Consider the following 20,255-nt stretch of genomic DNA (forward strand, 5'->3'; position numbering starts at 1 on the left):
AACCAGGGGATGGGGGCATGTCATGAAAAAACGGCGTCACGGGATCGGGCTGGCCGCTGGGCTGGTCCTGGGGTTGGCGTTGGCCACCGCGGCGAGCGCCGAACCGGCGAAGACGTTGTATCTGTACAACTGGTCGCAGTACATGAGCCCGAAGATCCTCACGGCCTTCGAGCAGCAGTATCACGTCAGGATCGTGCGCAACTTCTATCACTCCAATCCGGAGTTGTTCGCCAAGCTGCGGGCCGGCGGCGACTCGCAGTACGACGTGGTCTTCCCGTCCAATTACTACGTGCCGCGGCTGATCGCGACCGGGTTGATCCAGCCGCTCGACAAGAGGCTGATTCCGAACTACGACAACTTGATGCCGCGGTTCAGAAAGCCACCCTACGATCCCGAGGGCAAGTACGTCGCTGCCTATCAATGGGGCGACACGGGCGTCGTCTACAACACAAAGAAGCTGGGTAAACAGCCGGCCAGCTGGTCGATCCTGTTCGATGCCAAGCACAATCCGCAGTATCCCTTCGCGATGATGACCGATGCCCAGGTCATGCTGGGCGCGGCCTGCGCCTACCAGGGCCACGGTTATGCCTGCCGCGGCGACGACGACTGGAAGCAGGCGGCGCAACTGGTGCTCAAGACCAAGCAGCGCCCCAATTTCAACGGTTTTCGTGACGGCGTGCCGGTGCTCCAGCAACTCGCCCGGGGCACGGTGGATGCGGCGCTCACCTATAACGGTGATTATGTCTCGGCGAAACACGACAATCCGCAGGGGCTGAAAAACACCACGTTCGTGGTACCCGCCGAAGGCGCCGAGCTGTGGGTGGATAACATGGCGATTCCGGCGCGTGCACCGCATCCGAAACTCGCCAACGAGTTCATCAACTTCGTGCTGGATGCCAGGCGCGGGGCGCAGCTTTCGAATTTCAATTACTACGCCAGCCCGAACCGGGCCTCCAAGCCGTATCTGGATGCCGCACTGTCGAAGCCGCCGATCATGCCCACGCCCGCCGAGATGAAGGTGCTCAGGTTCACGCCGTCGATCCGCGGCCATGATCTGCAATTCGTCCAACAGCTATGGACCGAGATCCGGTCACGCTAGGGGCGATGCCATGCCATATACGATCAGCAGGCCGCAGCTGAACCACACAGCCGCCGAAGTGGTAGCCGACATGAATGAATCCAGGACCCTGCGCGTGTCTGCGCTGGCCGCCAGCGTTGGCCGGCGCGGCCTCAAACGACTGGCCCCGGTACTGCTGCTGGCCCTGGCCGGTCTGGGTAGCGCCCAGGCTGCGCCTTACGGCGACAAGCTGGTGTTGTTCAACTGGTCCGATTACATCAGCCCGACGCTGATCCAGGCATTCGAGGCCAGGTACCACGTCAAGGTGGTGCAGAATTTCTACGAATCCAATCCGGAAATGTTCGCCAAGCTGCGCGCCGGGGGCGATGCCCAATACGACGTGATCGTGGCTTCGAACTACTATGTTCCGCGATTGATCGCGAGCGGCCTGATCCAGCCGCTCGACAAGGCCGAGATCCCGAACTTCGACAATTTGATGCCGCGTTTCCGCAAGCCGGCCTACGACCCGACGGGCCGGTACACGGCGGCTTACCAGTGGGGGGATACCGGCATTGTCTATAACACCGCAAAACTGGGAAATCTGCCGCCGAGCTGGTCGATCCTGTTCGATCCGGCGGCGAACTCGAAGTATCCGTTTGCCATGGGTACCGATGCCCAGGTCATGACCGGAGCGGCTTGCGCCTATCAGGGCCATGGCTATGCCTGCACCGGCCGCGACAACTGGAAGCAGGCCGCGAAGCTGTTGCTGAAAACCAAGAGACGCCCGAATTTTTCCGGTTTCGTGGATGGCACGCCGGTATTGCGCCAGCTCGCGCGCGGCAGCGTGGCCGCGGGGGTGAGCTTCAACGGCGATTACCTCCAGGACAGGGCGAACAATCCGCGGTCCTACAAGCACCTGAAGTTTGTCGTGCCCAAGGAGGGCGCCGAGCTCTGGGTCGATACCATGGCGATCCCGGACAAGGCGCCGCACGCCAAACTCGCCAACAAGTTCATCAACTTCATACTCGATGGTCGGAACGGCGCGACGCTGTCGAACTTCACCTGGTATGCCAGCCCGAACAAGGCGGCCCAGCCTTACCTGAAGCCGGCGCTCAAGCGCCCGCCGAGCCAGCCGACCGCCACCCAGATGAAGCGTCTGCACTACACGCCCGCGCTCAAGGGCGATTCGCTACAGTTCGTCCAGCAACTCTGGAGCGAGGTTCAATCGCGCTAGTTCACTACCCTGATCCGAAACACCCGCCAACAAGCAGCACGAGGACCCGATGATGAGAAAACTCCGACCCCTGACCCGACTGATTGCGGCCGCCGCCGTCGCCGCCTTCGCGCTGCCGGCGTTCGCCGCCAACAGCGACACGTTGTACATCTTCAACTGGTCGCAGTACATGAATCCGAAGATCATCAAGCAATTCGAGGCGAAGTATCACGTCAAGGTGGTACAAAGCTATTACAACTCGCAGCCCGAGATGTTCGCCAAGCTGCGCGCCGGCGGTGACTCGCAGTACGACATCGTGGTGCCGTCGAACTACTACGTGCCGCGCCTGATTCATACCGGGTTGATCCAGCCGCTGGACAAGAAGCTGATCCCGAATTACGACAATCTGATGTCGCGGTTCAAGGACACCAGTTACGATCCCAAGGGCAAGTACACCGCGGCTTACCAGTGGGGCGACACCGGTATTGCCTACAACGTGAAGACGCTCGGCCAGCAGCCGGCCAGCTGGTCGATCCTGTTCGATCCGAAAGCGAATTCTAAATACCCGTTCGAGATCGGGACCGACGCCCAGGTGATGTTCGGCTCGGCCTGCGCCTATCTCGGCTACCCGTACGATTGCCAGGGCCGCGACAAGTGGACCAAGGCGGCCAAACTCATCCTGAAAACCAAGAAGCGCTCCAACTTCAGTGGCTTCCAGGATGCCACGCCGACCCTCAAGCAGCTCGCGCGCGGCAACGTGGCCGCCGGCATGGCCTATAACGGCGACTATGCCTTCGACAAGAGCCAGAACCCGAAAGGCTTCAAGAACATCAAGTTCGTGGTGCCCAAGGAAGGGGCCGAGCTCTGGGTGGACAACATGGCGATTCCGGCCCACGCACCGCATCCGAAACTGGCCAACGAGTTCATCAACTTCATCCTCAAGGCCAAGATCGGCGCCGAGCTGTCGAACTGGAATGCCTATGCCAGCCCGAACAAGGCGTCCAAGCCTTATCTCGACAAGTCGCTGACCGAGCCGCCGGTCATGCCGACCGATGCGCAGATGAAGCGTCTGCATTTCACGCCGGCGATCGAAGGCGACAACCTGCAGTTTGTCCAGCAGCTGTGGACGGAAGTGCAGTCGCGGTAGGTCTGGTCCCGGGCCGGCGTCGCGCCGGCCCGGATTCTGCAAACCCGGGAGATTTATGAGCGAGGATACGAGCGATCCGCAGATCCGCGAATGGTTCAACACCAATCGCATCAGCGAGGTCGAATGCCTGGTGCCGGACATCACCGGCGAGGCCAAGGGCAAGATCATGCCGGCGGCCCGCTATCTCAACGGCGAGCGTCCGCGCTTGCCCGATTCCATCTTCATCCAGACCGCGACCGGCGATTATCCGGAAGACGACGAGGAAATCGTCGATCCGGCCGAGCTGGACATGCAGCTCGACGCTGATCTGTCGACCTGTCGCCTGGTGCCCTGGGCACGCGAGCCGACGGCGCAGATCATCCACGAATGCAGCTATCTCAACGGCGAGCCGGTGCTGGTCAGCCCGCGCTACGTGCTGCGCCGGGTGCTTGCGCTGTACGAAAAGCTCGGCCTGCGGCCGGTGATCGCGCCGGAAATGGAGTTCTATCTCGTCCAGCGCAACACCGATGCCGATTACCCCCTGCAGCCGCCGGCCGGCCGCTCGGGCCGGCGCGAGATATCGCGTCGCGCCTACAGCATCGACGCGGTCAACGAGTTCGATCCGCTGTTCGAGGACATGTACGACTACTGCGAGGCCGAGTCGCTCGACATCGACACCCTGATCCACGAAGAAGGATCGGGCCAGATGGAGATCAATTTCGAGCATGGCGATCCGCTCGATCTGGCCGACCAGGCGTTCCTGTTCAAGCGCACCCTGCGCGAGGTGGCACTGGCGCACGGCATGTACGGCACGTTCATGGCCAAGCCGATGGCGGACGAACCCGGCAGCTCGATGCATATTCATCAGAGCCTGGTCGACGTGGCCAGCGGCGAGAACGCGTTCGCCGATGAAGCCGGCGAGCCGACCGCGCTGTTCTATCAATTCATTGCCGGCATGCAGACTTATCTGCCGCCCGCGCTGGCGCTGCTGGCGCCGAACGTGAACAGCTATCGGCGCCTGATGCCGGATCTGTCCAATGGCTCGGCGCCGATCAACACCGAATGGGGCTACGACAACCGCACCGTCGGTCTGCGCGTGCCGCATTCGGGGCGTCGCGGCAAGCGCGTGGAAAACCGTATCGCCGGAGCCGACGTGAATCCGTATCTCGCCATCGCCGCGTCACTGGCCTGTGGTTATCTCGGCATTCGCGACAAGCTCGAGCCGCGTGCGCCGGTGGCCGATTCGGCCCATGCCAGGGGCCATCGCCTGCCGTCCGACATGGGCCGGGCGCTGGAAGCCCTGGCCGACTGCATGCCGCTCAAGACGTTGCTCGGCGAGCGCTTCATCGATACCTATCTGGCGGTCAAGCGCACCGAGGAGATCGCGCATTTCAAGGTGATCAGTTCCTGGGAGCGGGAGTACCTGCTGCTGCGCGTCTGACGCGCCCGGCGGCCCGCGGCGGTGTCACGGGCCGGGTCACGAATCCACGGCGGCCATCCGGCCGCCGATTTCAATGGAGCCCTGCGGCATGCTGACGTTTCATGACAATCGTACGCAGAATCGGCGTTCGGCCACCGAACTGGCCGGCGGGCGGCTGATCGCGCCGCTGGAATGCCCCGAGCGGGTCGACATGATCGCCGAGCGCATCCGAACGGTCGGACTCGGCGCGATCCGCGGCGCCACCATGCACGGCCTGGAGCCAATCGCGGCGGTGCACGATCCGGCGTACATCGATTTCCTTGAAAATGCCTGGGCCGACTGGCGGGCCGCCGGCCATACCGGCGAGGCCATCGCCTCGGTCTGGCCGACGCGCCGCACCCGGGCCGATTTCGTGCCCCGCCACATCGACGGCAGGCTCGGCTATTACGCGCTGGCGGCCGAGACCGCGATCGAGGCCGGCACCTGGGAAGCGGCCCGGGCGAGCGTGGATATCGCGCTGACCGCCCTCGATCATGTGCAGGCTACCGGCGAGGCCGCCTTCGGGCTTTGCCGGCCGCCGGGCCATCATGCCGCATTCGATCAATACGGCGGCTACTGTTTTTTCAACAATGCCGCTATCGCCGCCCAGGCGGCACGCGAGGCGGGTGCGGCGCGCGTGGCGATCCTGGATGTCGACTACCACCACGGCAACGGCACCCAGCAGATTCTCTACGACCGCGACGATGTGCTGTTTGTGTCGCTGCACTGCGACCCGCTGGATGAATTCCCGCATTATCTCGGCTGCGCCGACGAACTGGGGGTGGATGCCGGCGAAGGCTACAATCGCAACCATACGCTGCCGCCCGGCGCGGACTACGCGGCCTGGCTGGCCGAGCTCGAGGCCGCCATGAGCGGGATCGACGAATACGACCCCGATCTGGTCATCGTGTCACTGGGCGTGGATACCTTCGCAGGCGATCCCATCGGCCGCTTCAAACTCGGTTCCGACGATTTCACCGACTACGGTCGCCGTCTGGCCGGCATGAACCGGCCCACGCTGTTTCTGATGGAAGGCGGGTATGCGGTGGCGGAAATTGGCGTCAACGTCGTCAATGTATTGTCCGGCTTCGACCATGCCTGAGCGGGCAGGGGCGTACCCCACGTCCTATTACGCCGCCTCGATCACCGAGCCGGGCGAGTATCCGGCACTGGCCGGGGACCTGCGCGTGGATGTGGCCATTGTCGGCGGTGGTTTCACCGGCGTGGCGACCGCGCTCGAACTGGCCGAGCGCGGCCACTCGGTGGCACTGGTCGAGGCCAACCGCATCGGCTGGGGCGCATCCGGACGCAACGGCGGCCAGGTCACCGGCAGCCTGTCGGGCGAGGCCGGGCTGAAGAAACACCTGCGCGATGTGCCGGGCGGCGACGTCGAGGCCTTCGTCTGGGATCTGCGCTGGCGCGGCCAGCGCCTCATCGAGGAACGCGTCCAATTTTACGGTATCACCTGCGATCTCAAGCACGGGCATCTGCAGGCGGCCTGGCAGCCGGGGCACGTGGCGGCGCTCAAGGCCGACCTCGAAGCCGCCCGCGCCCGTGGCATGGGCGATCGGGTGCGCTGGATCGAAAAAGACGAATTGCGCGGGCTGCTCGATACGCCGCTCTACCACGGCGCGCTGCGCAACGACGCGAATCTGCATCTGCACCCGCTGAATCTCGTGCGCGGCGAGGCCCGGGCCGCCGCCGATCAGGGCGTGTCCCTCTTCGAGGGCTCGCCGGTGGCCGACATCCAGCACGGTGCGCCCGCGCGCGTGGTGACCGCGCAGGGGTCGATCACGGCGGATACCGTCGTGCTGGCCGGCGGTGCCTATCACAAGCTGGCGCGCCGCGATCTGGCCGGCAAGCTGTTCCCGGCCGCGCTCGGCATCGTCACCACCGCGCCGCTCGGCGAGACCGCACATCGGATCAATCCCGAGGATCTGGCGGTCTACGACACCCGATTCGTACTCGATTACTACCGGCTGACCGCCGACGGTCGGCTGTTGTTCGGCGGCGGCGCCAACTACTCTGGCCGCGAGTCCGAGGATATCGCCGCTTATCTGCGGCCACGGCTGGAAGCGACCTTCCCGGCGCTTGAGGGCGTGGCCATCGATTATCAATGGCAGGGCATGGCCGGCATCGTGCCCAATCGCATGCCCATGCTCGGTCGCACGGGGCCGGGCGACAATGTGTATTACGCGCAGGGCTATTCCGGCCACGGCGTGGCCACGTCGCATATCGTCGGCCGCGTGCTGGCCGATGCGATTGATGGCCAGGCCGCCGGGTTCGATGCCTTTGCCGGCCTGCCGCACGGCCGGGTGCCGTTCGGCGAGCGCTTCGGCAACACGCTGCTGGCGCTCGGCATGACCTGGTATCGGCTGCTCGAAACCATTCGTTGAGACGCGTTTCATGACCGTCCCGGATGCCGCCTCCAACTACTGGGTCGACAGTGTCGGCGATGCCGCATCGCGGCCGCCGGCGGCGGACCGTCACGAAGCCGATGTCGTCATCGTCGGCGCCGGCTTCACCGGGCTGTGGACCGCTTATTACCTGTCCGGGATCCGGCCGCAGCTCGACATTGTCGTGCTGGAGGCCGAAACCGTCGGCCACGGGGCCTCGGGCCGCAACGGCGGCTGGGTGATCGGCAATCTGGCCGGCCTGGAACGCCTGGTCGGCGATCTGGACCTATCGGCGCGGCGAGCCATTTGTGCCCAACTGGCCGACAACGTCGATCAGATCGGGCGCGTGACCGAGCGCGAGGCGATCGCGGCCGATTTCCACAAGGGCGGCACCCTGGACGCCGCCGCGCGCTATACCCAGCAGGTTGCGATCCAGCAAGCGCATCGCACATCGCTGATAGAACTCGGCCACGCGCCCGAGGATTGTCTCTGGCTCGACGGTCCGGCGCTGGCCGCGCGTGCAGCGTTTCGCCGCGGTTATGGCGCGTTGTTCTTTCGCCACACCGCGAGCGTGCACCCGATGAAACTGGTGCAGGGGCTGGCCCGGGCCGCGGAACGACGCGGCGTGACGATCCACGAACACAGCCGCGTGCGTTATCTGGCGCCGCATCACGTCATCACCGCCAACGGCGCCCAGTTCAACGCGCGCCATATCGTCCAGGCCACGGAAGGCTACAGTGGCGGGCTGGCCGGGCTCGGGCGCCGCGTATTGTCGGTGCGCAGTCTGGTGATCGCCACCGAGCCGCTGTCCGACGAAGTCTGGGCGCGGGTCGGGCTGGCCGGCCGACCGACCTTCTGCGATGCCAGCCGCATGATCAACTATGGTCATCGCAGTCGTGACGGCCGGCTCGTGTTCGGGGCCCGCGGGGCCTATCCGCTGGGCGGCGCGCCGAAACAGGATCACGCGATTTCGTCGGCCGATATCGAGCTGCGCCGGCGCCTGTTGCTCGATCTGTTTCCCGGCCTGCCCGCCGATCTGGCCGTCACCCACGGCTGGGGCGGCTCGCTCGGCTTGTCGCGGCGTTTTCGCCCACACGCGATCGTGGATTCGAAGACCGGCCTGGCCACCGCCGGCGGCTATGCCGGGGAAGGCGTGGCGGCCTCGCATCTCATGGGCCGGACCACGGCCGAATTGATCGCGGGCCAGGATACGCCGCGCACGCGCGCGCCCTGGGCGCATCGCGACGTTGCGGCCGATGCCCTGCTGCGGTGTTGGGAGCCTGAGCCGGTGCGCTGGTTGGCGGCCCGGACCATTTCGGCATCGTATGCAACCGAGGAGTCGTTGCTGCGCTGCGGCTGCGACAACGCGCTCGCACGCGCGGTCATGCGCGCCAACGACCGATTCGCCGCGTTCATCGAGTAGCAGGCCGGGCCCGGCGATACGACGTCCCCTTGGCAGACGGACGGACGGCCGAATCGAATCGGCCATCCGCCATCGGGTTACCGCGGTTTCGGCAAGAGGTAGGTCGCGACCGGGTCGCAAACCTTGGGCATGAACATTTTTCGCCGATACGGCCGCACGATGGCCCGGGAAATACACCGTCTTCTGTCGTCGCACAGACGCAACATAATGTTGTTGGCACATGGCGATATTGCTGCGTTATGCATCCGATTTATCGCGTGTCCGTCGGCATTATCGCCATGGGTTGGCCGTCGTCGAACAGCGAGCGGTTGCGTCCGCCCGACTTGGCGGCATAAAGAGCCGTGTCCGAGCGCGCCAGCCATTCATCGACGGAAAAAGTTTCGGCGGAATCGAGCGCGGCGCCGCCACTGAAACAGACGGGCCCGTGACGTAGCGGCCGTTTCAGACACTGCTCGCGCAGCCGACTGTCCAGCGCCACGATATCGTCGCGTGTGGCGTACGGAATGAACAGATTGAATTCCTCGCCACCGCAGCGTCCGGCCACGCCTGCATAGTCCGCGACCGTCTCGTCCAGAAGCTGCGAGAAATGGCACAGGACCTCGTCGCCATAAGCATGGCCGTAGGTGTCGTTGACCTGCTTGAAATGATCCAGATCGTAGGTGAGCAGGATCGCTCTACTGTCCAGTGGGCGTTCGAGCTCGTACTGGTTGAGTATGCCGTGGAAGGCGCCGTGGTTGAGCAGCCCGGTGAGACTGTCACGCCGCGCCGTATCGCGGGCATCGCGGTGTTCATTCTCGAAACGCCGGAGATAGCCGCCCATAAGGACTACCAGCAGCGCGACCGAAAAAGTGTAGGACACGCCCAGGTCGAGCAGGCGCTGTTGCGGGTCGGCGTAGGTCGGAACCCAGGTCGGATGGCGATAGCCTGTAATCAGCAGCACGGTGGGTACGACAACGAAACTGGCGATCAGGGCGGCGCGTTGCCAGGGGCGCAGTACGATCGCGCCCAGCGCATAGGCCGCGAGCAAGAGAAACAACAACAGGGTCGGGCCGTCGGCGCCCTCGTTGTCGAACCAGCTCAACGGCAGCACGACGAACAGCATCAGCAGGCAGAACAGCGCCGCCATGCCGTGCGGGCGCAGCGATCGCCGCGCCTGGAACCAGAGTGCGTGCACCGCCAGCCCGATGCTCAACAGCACCGCGACGTAAAGCGTGCCGGTGATGCCGACCGCCGCATCGAACACCGCGCTGAAATAACAGCCCCAGGGCGCGATGAACAGAAACGTCAAGTGCATGCGCTGCTCGGGTGTTTCCGCCGCACCGAACATCACTGCGGTAAGCCATTTCAGGCTTTTCTGTCTTGTCGAAGTCATGCGTTCGGTTCGGTCGGTGGTTCGCGCCGGCTACGCGGCGGATCGGCCGCGTGCGTATCACGATTCCGGCACGCGGGCGGCATTCAGCGCCAGGCCCGCGTTGGTGGGGTGTGGGTTCCCCAAGCATCGATGATGCGAGCGTTAGCCGCATCATGCCATGGGGTGTAACAACAATGGCCGGGGTCAGTCGGCGGCGAGCAGCCGGCGGGCGAGGCTGTCGTCGGTGACCAGTGTCTTGCCGATGCCGGCGCGAAAGACCGCCAGCAGTGCATCCGCCTTTTCCGCACCGCCCACCGCGAGAATGAGGTTGGGGATGCGCAACAGGTCCGGGTAGCCGAGCGCGAGCGTCCGATCATCCAGCAGGGTCACCAGCGAGCCGTCGGCGCGCATGAACGTCCCCAGCACTTCGGCGATCACGCCGGCCTCGCTGAGTTGCTGGCGGTCGGCGGCACTCAGGCTCTGCATCATCTGCGACGCCGGTGGATCCCAGCTGCCGACAGCTATCGCCGCGACCGAGATCGAGCCGAACAAGCGAAACGCGGCTTCCACGCTCGGTTCCTTGCGCAGCCCGTCGGCGGTGGTCTTGTCGCCCACCACCAGTGGCACGAAAATGGGATACGCATCGCCGCCGCCGATTTCACTCACCCGGCGCACGACGTCCAGCGAATTCTCGCTGGACGAGCCGACGATGCCGCCCATCTGCACCACGCTGCAGCGCGCCAGCCGTTCGATCTGCAGCGCCATGGCGCTGGTCGTGCGCCCCCAGCCGATGCCCAGCACATCGTCGGGCGAAACCAGCTCGCCGAGCAGGTTCGCGGCCGCCGCGCCCACGCGTTGGCGGATCGCGGCCGGTTCCCGGTCGTGCTCGGACGAGCGGACCACGATCACCTGCTTGAGGTTGAATTTCCGCTGGATGTCGCGGGCCAGATGCGTGTCGTAGGCCAGCGGCGCCTTGATGGTGAAGCGCACGATCCCCTCCGAGACCGCGAGATTGAGCAGGCGCGCGACCTTGAAGCGCGACAGACCGAGATCTTCGGCGATGACGGTCTTTGGCGCACCGTCGATATAGAACCGCTGCGCGACGGTCGCAGCCAGGACGCCGGTGTCGGGATCGATGGACATGGCGGTAAGGATAGCGCCTGCGACCAATAGGGCATAGCGCTCATATGAGCATTGTGTTGCTATTATGAGCAGAAAAGAAATCAGGCCGTTGCGAATTCGTGATCGGCGCCTCGCGGTTCTATCGACCGCGCGGCCGGCACGGCGAAAAAGAGGGCCGGCCCGGCCGGCAAAGCGAATGGAGGAACACGCCACACGCGTGACAACGATGACCGCGAACATTCTCGAATGCGTGGGGATCGGCAAGCGTTTCGGCACCACGGCGGTGCTCGACCGCATCGATCTCGCATTGCAGGCCGGTCGCGTGACCGCTCTGATGGGCGAGAACGGCGCCGGCAAGTCGACGCTGCTCAACATCATCGCGGGGTTGATCGCCCCGTCGTCGGGTGAGCTGCGGGTCGATGGCGAAGCCGTGCGCGAATTCACCCCCAGCGCCGGCCAGGCCCGCGGCATTCAGATCGTGACCCAGGAATTGTCGCTGGTGCCGCATCTGACAGTGGCCGACAACATCTTCCTCGGCCGCGAACTCACCGCGGGCTCGAAGCGCATCGGCTATCTACAGGCGCGCCGCATGTTCGACCAGGCGCAGGCCGCGATCGATGCCTTCGGTGTGCCGATCGACGCCCGCGACCGGGTCGAGCAGATCAGCCTGTCCTATGCCCAGATCGTGGAGATCATCCGTGCCTACCATCGCCGGCCGCGCATTCTGCTGCTCGACGAGCCGACCTCGTCGCTGACCAGCAACGAGACCCGGCATCTGTTCGAGATTGTCGACACCCTGCGCGCGGGCGGCACCACGGTTGTGTTCACCACCCACAAGATGGACGAGGTGGAACAGATGGCCGACGACATCACGGTGCTGCGCGATGGTGAAATCACACTCACCGCCACGGCCCGTGACCTGTCCACGGCCGAAGTGGTCGACGCCATGGTCGGCCGCAAGCTGGCCGAGCAGCGGCTGGTATTGCCCGCGATCGAACAGGCCACCCCGGCGCTGGCGGTCGCCGGCTATGCCACGCGCCGGCCGGACGGCGGCGCCGAGCAGACCTTCGATTTCGCGATCCGCCCGGGCGAGATCGTCGGCCTGGCGGGCATTGCCGGTGCCGGGCGCACCGCGTTTCTCAAGTCCGTCTACGGGCTGCATCCGGCCCGGCGCGGCCAGGTTCGTCTGGGCGGCGCGGACTATGCCGAGCGTTCGCCCTCGCGTTCGCTGGCCCGCGGCCTGATCTATATCCCCGAAAGCCGCAAGGAGTCGGGCTTGGTGATGTCGCAGGGCATCGCGGCCAATGCGATTCTGGCCAATCTCGGCCGTTTCTCCGGGCTGGCCGGCTGGCTCAAGACCGCTCGCGAGCACGATCTGACCCGCGCAGCGCTGGAAGCGCTGCGCACCAAGTACGAATCCACGCGTTCGTCGGTGGCCCAGCTGTCCGGGGGCAATCAGCAGAAAGCGCTGGTCGCGCGCTGCCTGATCGCCGACGAGCCGAAGGTACTGCTGCTGGACGAGCCCACGCGCGGCATCGACGTCGGCGCCAAGGCCGATATCTACGAAATCATCGTCGAGCTGGCGCGCCAGGGCGTGGCGATCGTGGTGTCGTCCTCCGAATTGCCGGAGCTGATGACGCTGTCGCATCGCATCGCCGTGTTCAAGGACGGTTTCATCGCCAGAACCTTCGAGCGCGCCGATTTCCGGGAGGCCGATATCGTCCGGACGGCGATCGGCGCGTAACGGCGGCGACCACGATCCCACGATTCAGAAAGAGGATGACCCACGTGAGCACAGCCCCAACGCCATCCACCCCCGACGCCACAGCGGCGCCCGCGCGCCGGCACGCGCTGTTCAATCGTCAGCGACTGGCCTCGCTGGTGGTATGGGTCGCCTTCGCCTGCTATGTGATCCCGCTGACGATCGCGCAGCCGCAGTTCATCTCCTTCTACAACATCATCTCCATCCTGATGCTGATCTCGGTCTATGCCCTGATCGGCTTCGGCGAAGGTGTGGTCGTGCTCTCGGGCGGCATCGATCTGTCGGTGGGCAGCATCGTGGGCCTGGCCGGGGTGGTGGCGGCCGTGATCCTGACCGGTCATTCCGGCGTCGGCTGGTGTCTGGTCGCGATCGCGGGCGGGGTGTTCGCCGGCGTGCTGATCGGGGCCTTCAACGGGATCGCGGTGGCCCTGCTCAATATCCCGTCGTTCGTGGCGACCCTCGGCACGCTGTCGATCGCGCTCGGCATCGGCTATGTCTTCAGCGCCGGCCAGCAGATCTCGATCGACAACGATCCGTTTCTCAATATCTCGATCAACGCGTATCTCGGGATCCCCATCCCGATCTACATCATGTTCATCGTATTCCTGCTGCTGTGGCTGGTACTGGCCAAGACCCGCTTCGGCCGCTACATCTACGCCGTGGGCGGCAACATCCAGGCGGCTTTCGTCGCCGGCCTGCCGATCCGGCGCGTGCTGATCTCGGCGTTCGTGATCTCCGGTGGATTGTCCGGGCTGGCCGGCGTGTTGCTGGCCGCCCAGATCACCGCCGGCATCGCCTCGACCGGCTCCGGCTACGAGCTGACCGCGATTGCCGCCCCCGTGATCGGCGGCATCAGCCTGGCCGGCGGGCGCGGCTCGATCGCCGGCGCGCTGTTCGGCGTGATCCTGCTCGGCACCATCGACAACGGCCTGACGATTCTCAATGTCTCGCCGTTCTATCAACACATCATCCGCGGTTTCATCATCATCCTGGCGGTCTTTCTGGACACCATCGCCAGCCGGCGAAAGCTGGTCTGAGCGGCCGGGATGGCATCGATTACAACAAACCACAGCCGTTGTGGCTGTGATCTCGAGCGAGAAAACAGGAGGACCCTCATGAAATCATCATTCCTTAAGCGGGCCGCGGCCGCGCTATTGACGCTGGGCTGCGTGGCAATGGCCGCGCCGAGCCTGGCCGCGCAGGACAAGCCGATCACGGTCGGCTTCACTGTCTATGGCATGTCGGGCTGGGTTTCGTCGGGCAAGGAAGGCGTCGAAGCGGTGGCCAAGGCCGACAACGTCGATCTGCGCTGGGCCAGCGCCGATGGCTCGGTCGCCAGCCAGGTGGCCCAGATCAAGCAGTTCATCGGGCAGCATGTGGACGCGATCGTGATCGATCCGGTCGACTCCTCCGCGCTCGGCCCGCAGATCAAGGAGGCCAAGTCGAAGGGCATCAAGGTGATCGGCACCAACGTGAAGATCTTCCCGCCCGGCGAACAGTACCTGACCTCCTATGTCGGTCCGGACGATGTGCTGGCCGGCGAGAACGAGACCAAGGCGCTGGTCAAAAAGATCGGCGGCAAGGGCAACGTGGTGATCCTCAAGGGCCCGCTGGGCCAGTCGGCGACCATCGACCGCACCCAGGGCATCGAGAACGTGCTCAAGCAGCATTCAGGCATCAAGGTGCTGGCCCAGCGTCCGGGCGACTGGAAGCGCGAGAAGGGCTACAACATCACCGCCTCCTGGCTGTCGCGATATGGCACCCAAATCGACGGCATCATCTCGGAGAATGACGACATGGCGGTGGGCGCGATCCGGGCCATGCGCCAGCGCCGGATCACCAACGTGCCGGTGGTCGGCGTGGACGGCATCGAGGCCGGTCTGAAGAATGTGGCCTCGGGGCGTCAGCTGGTGACCAACCTGCAGAACGCGCCGCTGCAGCTCGGCATGGCCCTGCAGGTCGCGGTCAATGCGGTGCGGGGTCAGTCGGTGCCCGACAAGATCATGATCCACATGCCGGTCGTGACCCAGGACAACGCCGACCAGTACATGAAGCAGATGTACGACAACCGCCAGCAGTTCATTGACGGCCTGCCCGAGTTGATCAACAAGAACCTGGCCTCCGGCCACTACGGCCACCAGTAAACGCCTCGGCGGCGCCGTGGCTGTCGTTTCCCAGCGGAAGCGCCGGCCGCGGTTGCCGCCCGCCACATCGATCGCTCGTTCACCGGGTTCGCCCCGGTGCGGGCTCGGCCGTGCCTGGGCCGGCGATGGGGCAATTCTGACGCGGTGATTCCCATGGAATATCAAGGCTATGACAAGAACTTTGCGCTCGCGGGCCGGATCGCGCTGATCACCGGGGGCGCGGCCGGCATCGGGCGGGCCATCGCCGAGCTTTATGTCGAGAAAGGCGCCCGCGTGGCGCTGGTCGATCGCAGCGAACAGGTTGCAGCCACGGCCCGCGCGATCGGCACCGACGAGTCGGCGATCGGCATCCAGGCGGATGTGACCGACAGCGCCGATGTCCGGGCCGCGGTCGATCGTGTGATCGCCGAATACGGCCGCATCGACGTGCTGGTCAACAATGCCGGTGTGGTGGCGCTGGACTGGGCCGAGGATCTCAGCGAGGCGGATTGGGATCTCACGCTGAACGTCAACCTTAAAGGCGTGTTCCTGATGTGCCAGACCGTGGGCCGGCATATGCTCGAAGCCGGCGGCGGGCGCATCATCAATATGGCTTCACAGGCGGCCGAGGTCGCGCTCGACAAGCATCTGGCCTACTGCACCAGCAAGGCCGGCGTGGTCGGCCTGACCAAGGTCCTGGCCTCCGAGTGGGGCCCGCGCGGCATTCGCGTCAACGCGATCTCGCCGACCGTGGCGCTGACCGATCTGGGCCGCCGCGCCTGGGCCGGCGAGGTCGGCGAGCGCATGAAGGAGAAGATTCCGGCGCGGCGCTTCGTCTACCCGGAAGAGATCGCCGGCTGTGCGCTGTATCTGGCCAGCGACGCCGCCGACATGATCAATGGCGCCAATCTGGTGATCGACGGCGGCTACAGCATCCAGTAAAGACCGCCGCGGGGCGCGCTATTAACCCGGCACAAAAATAGATGATTTCTCGGGTTGATAGCGCGAGTATGCGACCGCATGCTTGCCGCGGCCATCGGCCGCTAAGCCTTTAAAAATAAAACACGGACAGGCGCCGGCTTTTATTTTTGAAGGCGTTGAAAACAGCGGATCAAGTCAGCTGTTTTGATGCCGGATTAATAACCCTGGCGTCGCGTGAAGCGGCAACAGGCCCCAGGTGATGAAGGGCGGCCCGAGCCGGACGGTACCGCCGTCGCGGCGCCCACTCCCCGGGCGGCGTTTGGCCCCGAACCCCCGCATGCTTCGATATCGGCGGCGACGCCATGACACCGTCACCGGTGTGCGGTATGAATGCGTGTTGGCGGGCCGCACCTGGCCCGGGCCTTGCTGTGATTTGACGCGGAGTGGGCGTGCGGCGCCGCCGCTCCGGGGGCTCGTGGCCAACCGCGGCAGGCTCTAAGCTAGTCGCAGCCTATTCAGGAGTAATCGTTTTGAGCGTGTCGCTGGTCGAAGTGGTGGTGTTTCTCGCGGCGGCGGTCATCGCGGTGCCGATCGCCCAGAAATTGCGCCTGGGGTCGGTGCTCGGTTATCTGCTCGCCGGGGTGGTGATCGGGCCGTGGGGCCTGGGCCTGATCGACCAGGTCGACGAGGTACTGCATCTGGCTGAGTTCGGCGTGGTCTTCCTGTTATTCATCATCGGCCTGGAGATGCAGCCTCGCCGTCTGTGGGCTTTGCGCAAGACCATTCTCGGCCTCGGCGGACTGCAGGTGCTGGCCAGCGGTGTCGTGCTGTCGCTGGGCGCGACCTGGATCATGCACCTGCCGCCCGCGCCCGCTGTGGTGGCCGGCTTCTCGCTGGCATTGTCGTCGACCGCGTTTGCGCTGCAGATGCTCGGCGAACGCGGTGAACTGACCTCGCGCCACGGTCGCTCGGCTTTCGCCATCCTGTTGTTCCAGGATCTGGCGGTGATTCCGATTCTGGCACTGCTGCCGTTGTTGTCGGTCGGCCATGCCGAGGTCACGCTGCTCGGCGGCATCGAAAAGACGGCCAAGGTGGCGGCGGTGATCGCCGGGCTGGTGGTCGGCGGTCACTATGTTCTCAAGCCGGCGCTGCGCGTGGTGGCGGCCACGCGCATGCAGGAAATCTTCATCGCCATGACGCTGCTGATCGTGGTCGGCACCGCCGCGATCATGGAAGCCACCGGTATTTCGGTGGCGCTCGGGGCGTTCGTGGCCGGCGTGCTGCTGGCCGACTCGGAGTATCGGCACGAGCTCGAGGCCAACGTCGATCCGTTCAAGGATCTGCTGCTCGGCCTGTTCTTCATCGCGGTGGGCATGTCGATCAATCTCGGTCTGTTCGCCTCGCAGCCGGTTTATCTGATCGAGCTCACGCTGGGCCTGGTGGCGATCAAGGGGTTGATCCTGGCGGTCCTGGCGCGTCGGCACGGACTGTCCTGGGCCGCCTCGCGCAATCTGGCGGCCTATCTTGGCCAGGGCGGTGAATTCGCCTTCGTGATTCTGTCGACGGCGGTGGCCGGGCATCTGTTCGTGCAGGCCGAAGCCGATGTGCTGGTAGCGACGGTGACGTTGTCCATGGTGCTCACGCCATTCGCGGTGCAGGGCGTGGCCTGGTTCAATGCCCGGCGCGCGCCGGCCGCCGGCACGCCCGACTACGAAATGCCCGCCGAATCGGAGCATCCGGTGATCATCGCGGGCTTCGGCCGCGTGGGTGGCATCGTCGCGCGCATGCTGCGGGCCAAGCGGATCGGCTTCGTCGCGCTCGAGGCCAATCCGGCCCAGGTGGACTTCGTGCGCCGCTTCGGCGCCAAGGTCTATTACGGCGATGCGTCCCGGGTCGACATGCTGCGCGCCGCACGCGCGGAGGAGGCGCGTGTACTGGTGCTGGCCATTGCCGATGTCGAAGTCTCGCTGCGGACCGTGCACATGGTGCAGACCCATTTTCCGAATCTGACCATCGTCGCGCGGGCCCGCGACCGTCAGCATGCCTATCGGTTGATGGATCTGGGCGTGACCGTGTTCGAGCGCGATACGTTTCTCTCCAGCATCGCGCTGGCCGGCGACACCATGCGCGCGCTCGGCCTGCCGCGGGCGGAAGTCGAGCGTGTGCAGAAGACATTCAAGGCCCACGACGAGGCACGTCTGGCCGAGCATTACGAGGTAGCCAACGATCAGGAACGGCTGGAAAAACGCGTGCGTGAAGCCGCGGTCGAACTGGAGGCGTTGTTCGAGCGCGACGAGCTGGAGGCTGCCGGCGAACAGTCCGGCGGCCGCTGAATGCATCAGCGCCGGGCGGCGCGATCGTTCAGGTATTCGGTGAGCGCGAAACCGGCCAGCAACCAGAAGCCGCCGACCAGCAGCCCGGCGGCCACATCGCTGGCGAAATGCACCGACAGCAGGAGCCGGCTGAACGCGATCAGCAGGATCAGTGCCCCGCATCCGTAGGCCAGCTCGAAACGCAGTCGCGCGCTCGCCATATTGCGTGCGATCGCATAGGCGATGAAGCCGTAGATCGCCATCGCGCCGGTGGCGTGGCCGCTGGGGAACGAGGGCGTGACCGCGCTGGCAAAAGTCAGGAATTCCGGCCGCGGGCGATCGATGGCGTATTTGCCGGCATAGGTCAGTGTCTGCGAGCCGAGTACGGTCAGCAGCAGGCCCGGAATATAGGTCGGGCGGCGGTAGGCCCAGAGAAAGGCGGTGACCACCAGCACCACCGCCACCAGTGTGGTGACGTCGGCCAGATGGGTGATGGCGGCGAATACATGCAGCAGATCGGGGTGACGCAGCGGCGCCAGGGCCGCGTTCACCCGGGCATCGAACTGCACGATCCGCTCGCGCTGGATGACGTCTTCGGCCAGATCGCCGCCGAGTGCGACCAGAGTGCCGGCCGCGACGACGATCAGTGTCAACGGCAGCCCGGTGAAGCGATCGGTGGCGAAGCGCCTGGCGACCCAGGCGCGGGGACGCGGAAAACGGCGGCCGACCGCGTCGAGTCCGGGCCGGCGGCGCACCAGCGCGTCCCCGGTGCGGATGGCGATACGGCGCGTGGCCGGCGTGGCGCGCCGGATCGCCCACCGGATCAGCCCGGAGATCAGCCGGCCGGCGAGCAGCAACACTGCCAGCATGCCGATCAGCAGCCAGAACGGCAATGTATGGTGCGCCACCGGCGACCCCTCCGGGTTCGATATCCGATCAACCTGCGAGTATACGGATCACGTTCAGGCGAGAAACATGGCGTCGCCATAGCTGAGAAAGCGATAGCCGGCCTCGATCGCGTGGGCATAGGCGGCCAGCACGTTGTCGCGGCCGGCAAACGCCGATACCAGCATCAACAGGCTCGACTGCGGTTCGTGGAAGTTGGTGAAGATGGCGTCCACCGCGTGGAAGTCGTCACCGGGCTTCAGGAACAGCTGCGTTTCGCCCGTGTACGGGCCGAGCCGGCCGTTGTGGGCGCGGGCCGCGGTCTCCAGGCTGCGCACGGCGGTGGTGCCGACCGCGATCACGCGCCCGCCGGCCGCCCGCGCCGCCGCGGCCTGATCGCACAAGGCCTGGCCGACCTGCAGACGCTCGGCGTGCAACCGCTGCGCGCGCACATCGCCTTCGCGCAGGCGCTGGTAGGTACCCGAGCCCACATGCAGCGTGACGGTGCCGAAGTCCACACCGCGCTCGGCCAGTGCCTCGAGCAGCACATGGTCGAAATGCAAGCCTGCCGTGGGCGCGGCCACGGCGCCGTCATGACGGGCCCAGACCGTCTGATAGCGTTCGCGATCGGCGATTTCGTCCGGCCGCCGGATGTAGGGCGGCAGGGGCATGTGGCCATGCGCATCGAGCAGGTCGTGCACCGACGATGCCGGGTCCGTCAGTACGAGTGTGTACAGCTCGCCGTGCCGGGCGGCCACGGTCAGGCGAGTTGCGCCGATGATGATTTCGGCGTCGATGCGCGGGGGCTTGTTCGCCCGGATCTTGGCAGTCAGGCGCGCGCTGTCGAGGATACGTTCGAGCATGACTTCCACTGCGCCGCCCGTGGCCTTGTGACCGTGCATGCGCGCGGCCAGTACCCGCGTGTCGTTGAATACCAGCAGGTCGTTGCGGCCGAGCAGTTCGGGCAGATCCACGACCCGGCGGTCGGCCCATGTTCCGTCGCGCCGGTCGAGGCGGAGCAGACGGGAGGCCCGGCGCTCGGTCAGCGGTGCCTGGGCGATCGACGCCTCGGGCAGTATGTAATCGAAATCGCGCTTGTCCATGA

Annotated in this window: 16 protein-coding genes; 12 read left to right on the forward strand and 4 right to left on the reverse strand. The window is 65.4% G+C overall.

The genetic code is table 11. From position 1 onward, the window contains the following. The first annotated feature begins 22 nt into the window (after positions 1 to 22). The 7 genes from ACS8YF_RS03810 (at position 23) to ACS8YF_RS03840 (ending at position 8,674) form a co-directional block, all read left to right on the forward strand. On the forward strand, positions 23 to 1,099 hold the full coding sequence (locus tag ACS8YF_RS03810; protein ID WP_440848893.1) for an ABC transporter substrate-binding protein: 1,077 nt from the start codon (positions 23 to 25) through the stop codon (positions 1,097 to 1,099). Between the two features lie 10 nt (positions 1,100 to 1,109). Continuing rightward, positions 1,110 to 2,291, forward strand: coding sequence for a polyamine ABC transporter substrate-binding protein (locus ACS8YF_RS03815; protein ID WP_440848894.1), 1,182 nt, complete (start codon positions 1,110 to 1,112; stop codon positions 2,289 to 2,291). A gap of 52 nt (positions 2,292 to 2,343) precedes the next feature. Continuing rightward, positions 2,344 to 3,417, forward strand: coding sequence for an ABC transporter substrate-binding protein (locus tag ACS8YF_RS03820; protein WP_440848895.1), 1,074 nt, complete (start codon positions 2,344 to 2,346; stop codon positions 3,415 to 3,417). 55 nt (positions 3,418 to 3,472) lie between these two features. Continuing rightward, the gene (locus tag ACS8YF_RS03825) at positions 3,473 to 4,837 is read left to right on the forward strand and encodes a glutamine synthetase family protein (RefSeq protein WP_440848896.1); all 1,365 of its coding nucleotides are present in this window, start codon (positions 3,473 to 3,475) and stop codon (positions 4,835 to 4,837) included. Between the two features lie 88 nt (positions 4,838 to 4,925). Beyond that, positions 4,926 to 5,957 (forward strand): histone deacetylase family protein, encoded by a 1,032-nt coding sequence (locus ACS8YF_RS03830; RefSeq protein WP_440848897.1) that lies wholly within the window; start codon positions 4,926 to 4,928, stop codon positions 5,955 to 5,957. Then, complete coding sequence (locus ACS8YF_RS03835) at positions 5,950 to 7,251, forward strand: NAD(P)/FAD-dependent oxidoreductase (RefSeq protein ID WP_440848898.1); 1,302 nt, start codon at positions 5,950 to 5,952, stop codon at positions 7,249 to 7,251. The genes ACS8YF_RS03830 and ACS8YF_RS03835 overlap by 8 nt, the downstream gene beginning before the upstream one ends. Before the next feature lie 10 nt (positions 7,252 to 7,261). Beyond that, complete coding sequence (locus tag ACS8YF_RS03840) at positions 7,262 to 8,674, forward strand: NAD(P)/FAD-dependent oxidoreductase (RefSeq protein ID WP_440848899.1); 1,413 nt, start codon at positions 7,262 to 7,264, stop codon at positions 8,672 to 8,674. Positions 8,675 to 8,924: 250 nt separating this feature from the next. Here ACS8YF_RS03840 and ACS8YF_RS03845 read toward each other — a convergent pair whose 3' ends face one another. Both ACS8YF_RS03845 and ACS8YF_RS03850 read right to left on the reverse strand, forming a co-directional pair. Beyond that, positions 8,925 to 10,046: a diguanylate cyclase gene (locus ACS8YF_RS03845; protein WP_440848900.1), complete on the reverse strand. Its 1,122-nt coding sequence runs from the start codon at positions 10,044 to 10,046 to the stop codon at positions 8,925 to 8,927. Positions 10,047 to 10,229: 183 nt separating this feature from the next. Further along, positions 10,230 to 11,168: a sugar-binding transcriptional regulator gene (locus ACS8YF_RS03850; RefSeq protein ID WP_440848901.1), complete on the reverse strand. Its 939-nt coding sequence runs from the start codon at positions 11,166 to 11,168 to the stop codon at positions 10,230 to 10,232. Between the two features lie 205 nt (positions 11,169 to 11,373). Here ACS8YF_RS03850 and ACS8YF_RS03855 point away from each other — a divergent pair, with 205 nt between their 5' ends. The 5 genes from ACS8YF_RS03855 to ACS8YF_RS03875 all read left to right on the forward strand — a co-directional run bounded on the left by ACS8YF_RS03855 (position 11,374) and on the right by ACS8YF_RS03875 (position 18,286). Next, positions 11,374 to 12,891, forward strand: coding sequence for a sugar ABC transporter ATP-binding protein (locus ACS8YF_RS03855; protein ID WP_440848902.1), 1,518 nt, complete (start codon positions 11,374 to 11,376; stop codon positions 12,889 to 12,891). Positions 12,892 to 12,935: 44 nt separating this feature from the next. After that, positions 12,936 to 13,946, forward strand: a complete 1,011-nt coding sequence (locus tag ACS8YF_RS03860) for an ABC transporter permease (protein WP_440848903.1) — start codon at positions 12,936 to 12,938, stop codon at positions 13,944 to 13,946. Positions 13,947 to 14,024: 78 nt separating this feature from the next. Then, positions 14,025 to 15,053: a substrate-binding domain-containing protein gene (locus ACS8YF_RS03865; protein WP_440848904.1), complete on the forward strand. Its 1,029-nt coding sequence runs from the start codon at positions 14,025 to 14,027 to the stop codon at positions 15,051 to 15,053. Positions 15,054 to 15,200: 147 nt separating this feature from the next. Further along, positions 15,201 to 15,974 (forward strand): SDR family oxidoreductase, encoded by a 774-nt coding sequence (locus ACS8YF_RS03870; RefSeq protein ID WP_440848952.1) that lies wholly within the window; start codon positions 15,201 to 15,203, stop codon positions 15,972 to 15,974. A gap of 515 nt (positions 15,975 to 16,489) precedes the next feature. Beyond that, positions 16,490 to 18,286, forward strand: coding sequence for a monovalent cation:proton antiporter-2 (CPA2) family protein (locus tag ACS8YF_RS03875; RefSeq protein ID WP_440848953.1), 1,797 nt, complete (start codon positions 16,490 to 16,492; stop codon positions 18,284 to 18,286). A 5-nt stretch (positions 18,287 to 18,291) separates the two neighbouring features. Here ACS8YF_RS03875 and ACS8YF_RS03880 read toward each other — a convergent pair whose 3' ends face one another. Together ACS8YF_RS03880 and queA are read right to left on the reverse strand one after the other, a co-directional pair. Further along, on the reverse strand, positions 18,292 to 19,173 hold the full coding sequence (locus tag ACS8YF_RS03880) for a phosphatase PAP2 family protein (protein WP_440848905.1): 882 nt from the start codon (positions 19,171 to 19,173) through the stop codon (positions 18,292 to 18,294). Between the two features lie 54 nt (positions 19,174 to 19,227). Next, positions 19,228 to 20,253, reverse strand: a complete 1,026-nt coding sequence (queA, locus tag ACS8YF_RS03885) for a tRNA preQ1(34) S-adenosylmethionine ribosyltransferase-isomerase QueA (protein WP_440848906.1) — start codon at positions 20,251 to 20,253, stop codon at positions 19,228 to 19,230. Positions 20,254 to 20,255 lie beyond the last annotated feature (2 nt).

Source organism: Salinisphaera sp. SWV1, assembly GCF_052044155.1.
Taxonomy (GTDB): Bacteria; Pseudomonadota; Gammaproteobacteria; order Nevskiales; family Salinisphaeraceae; genus Salinisphaera.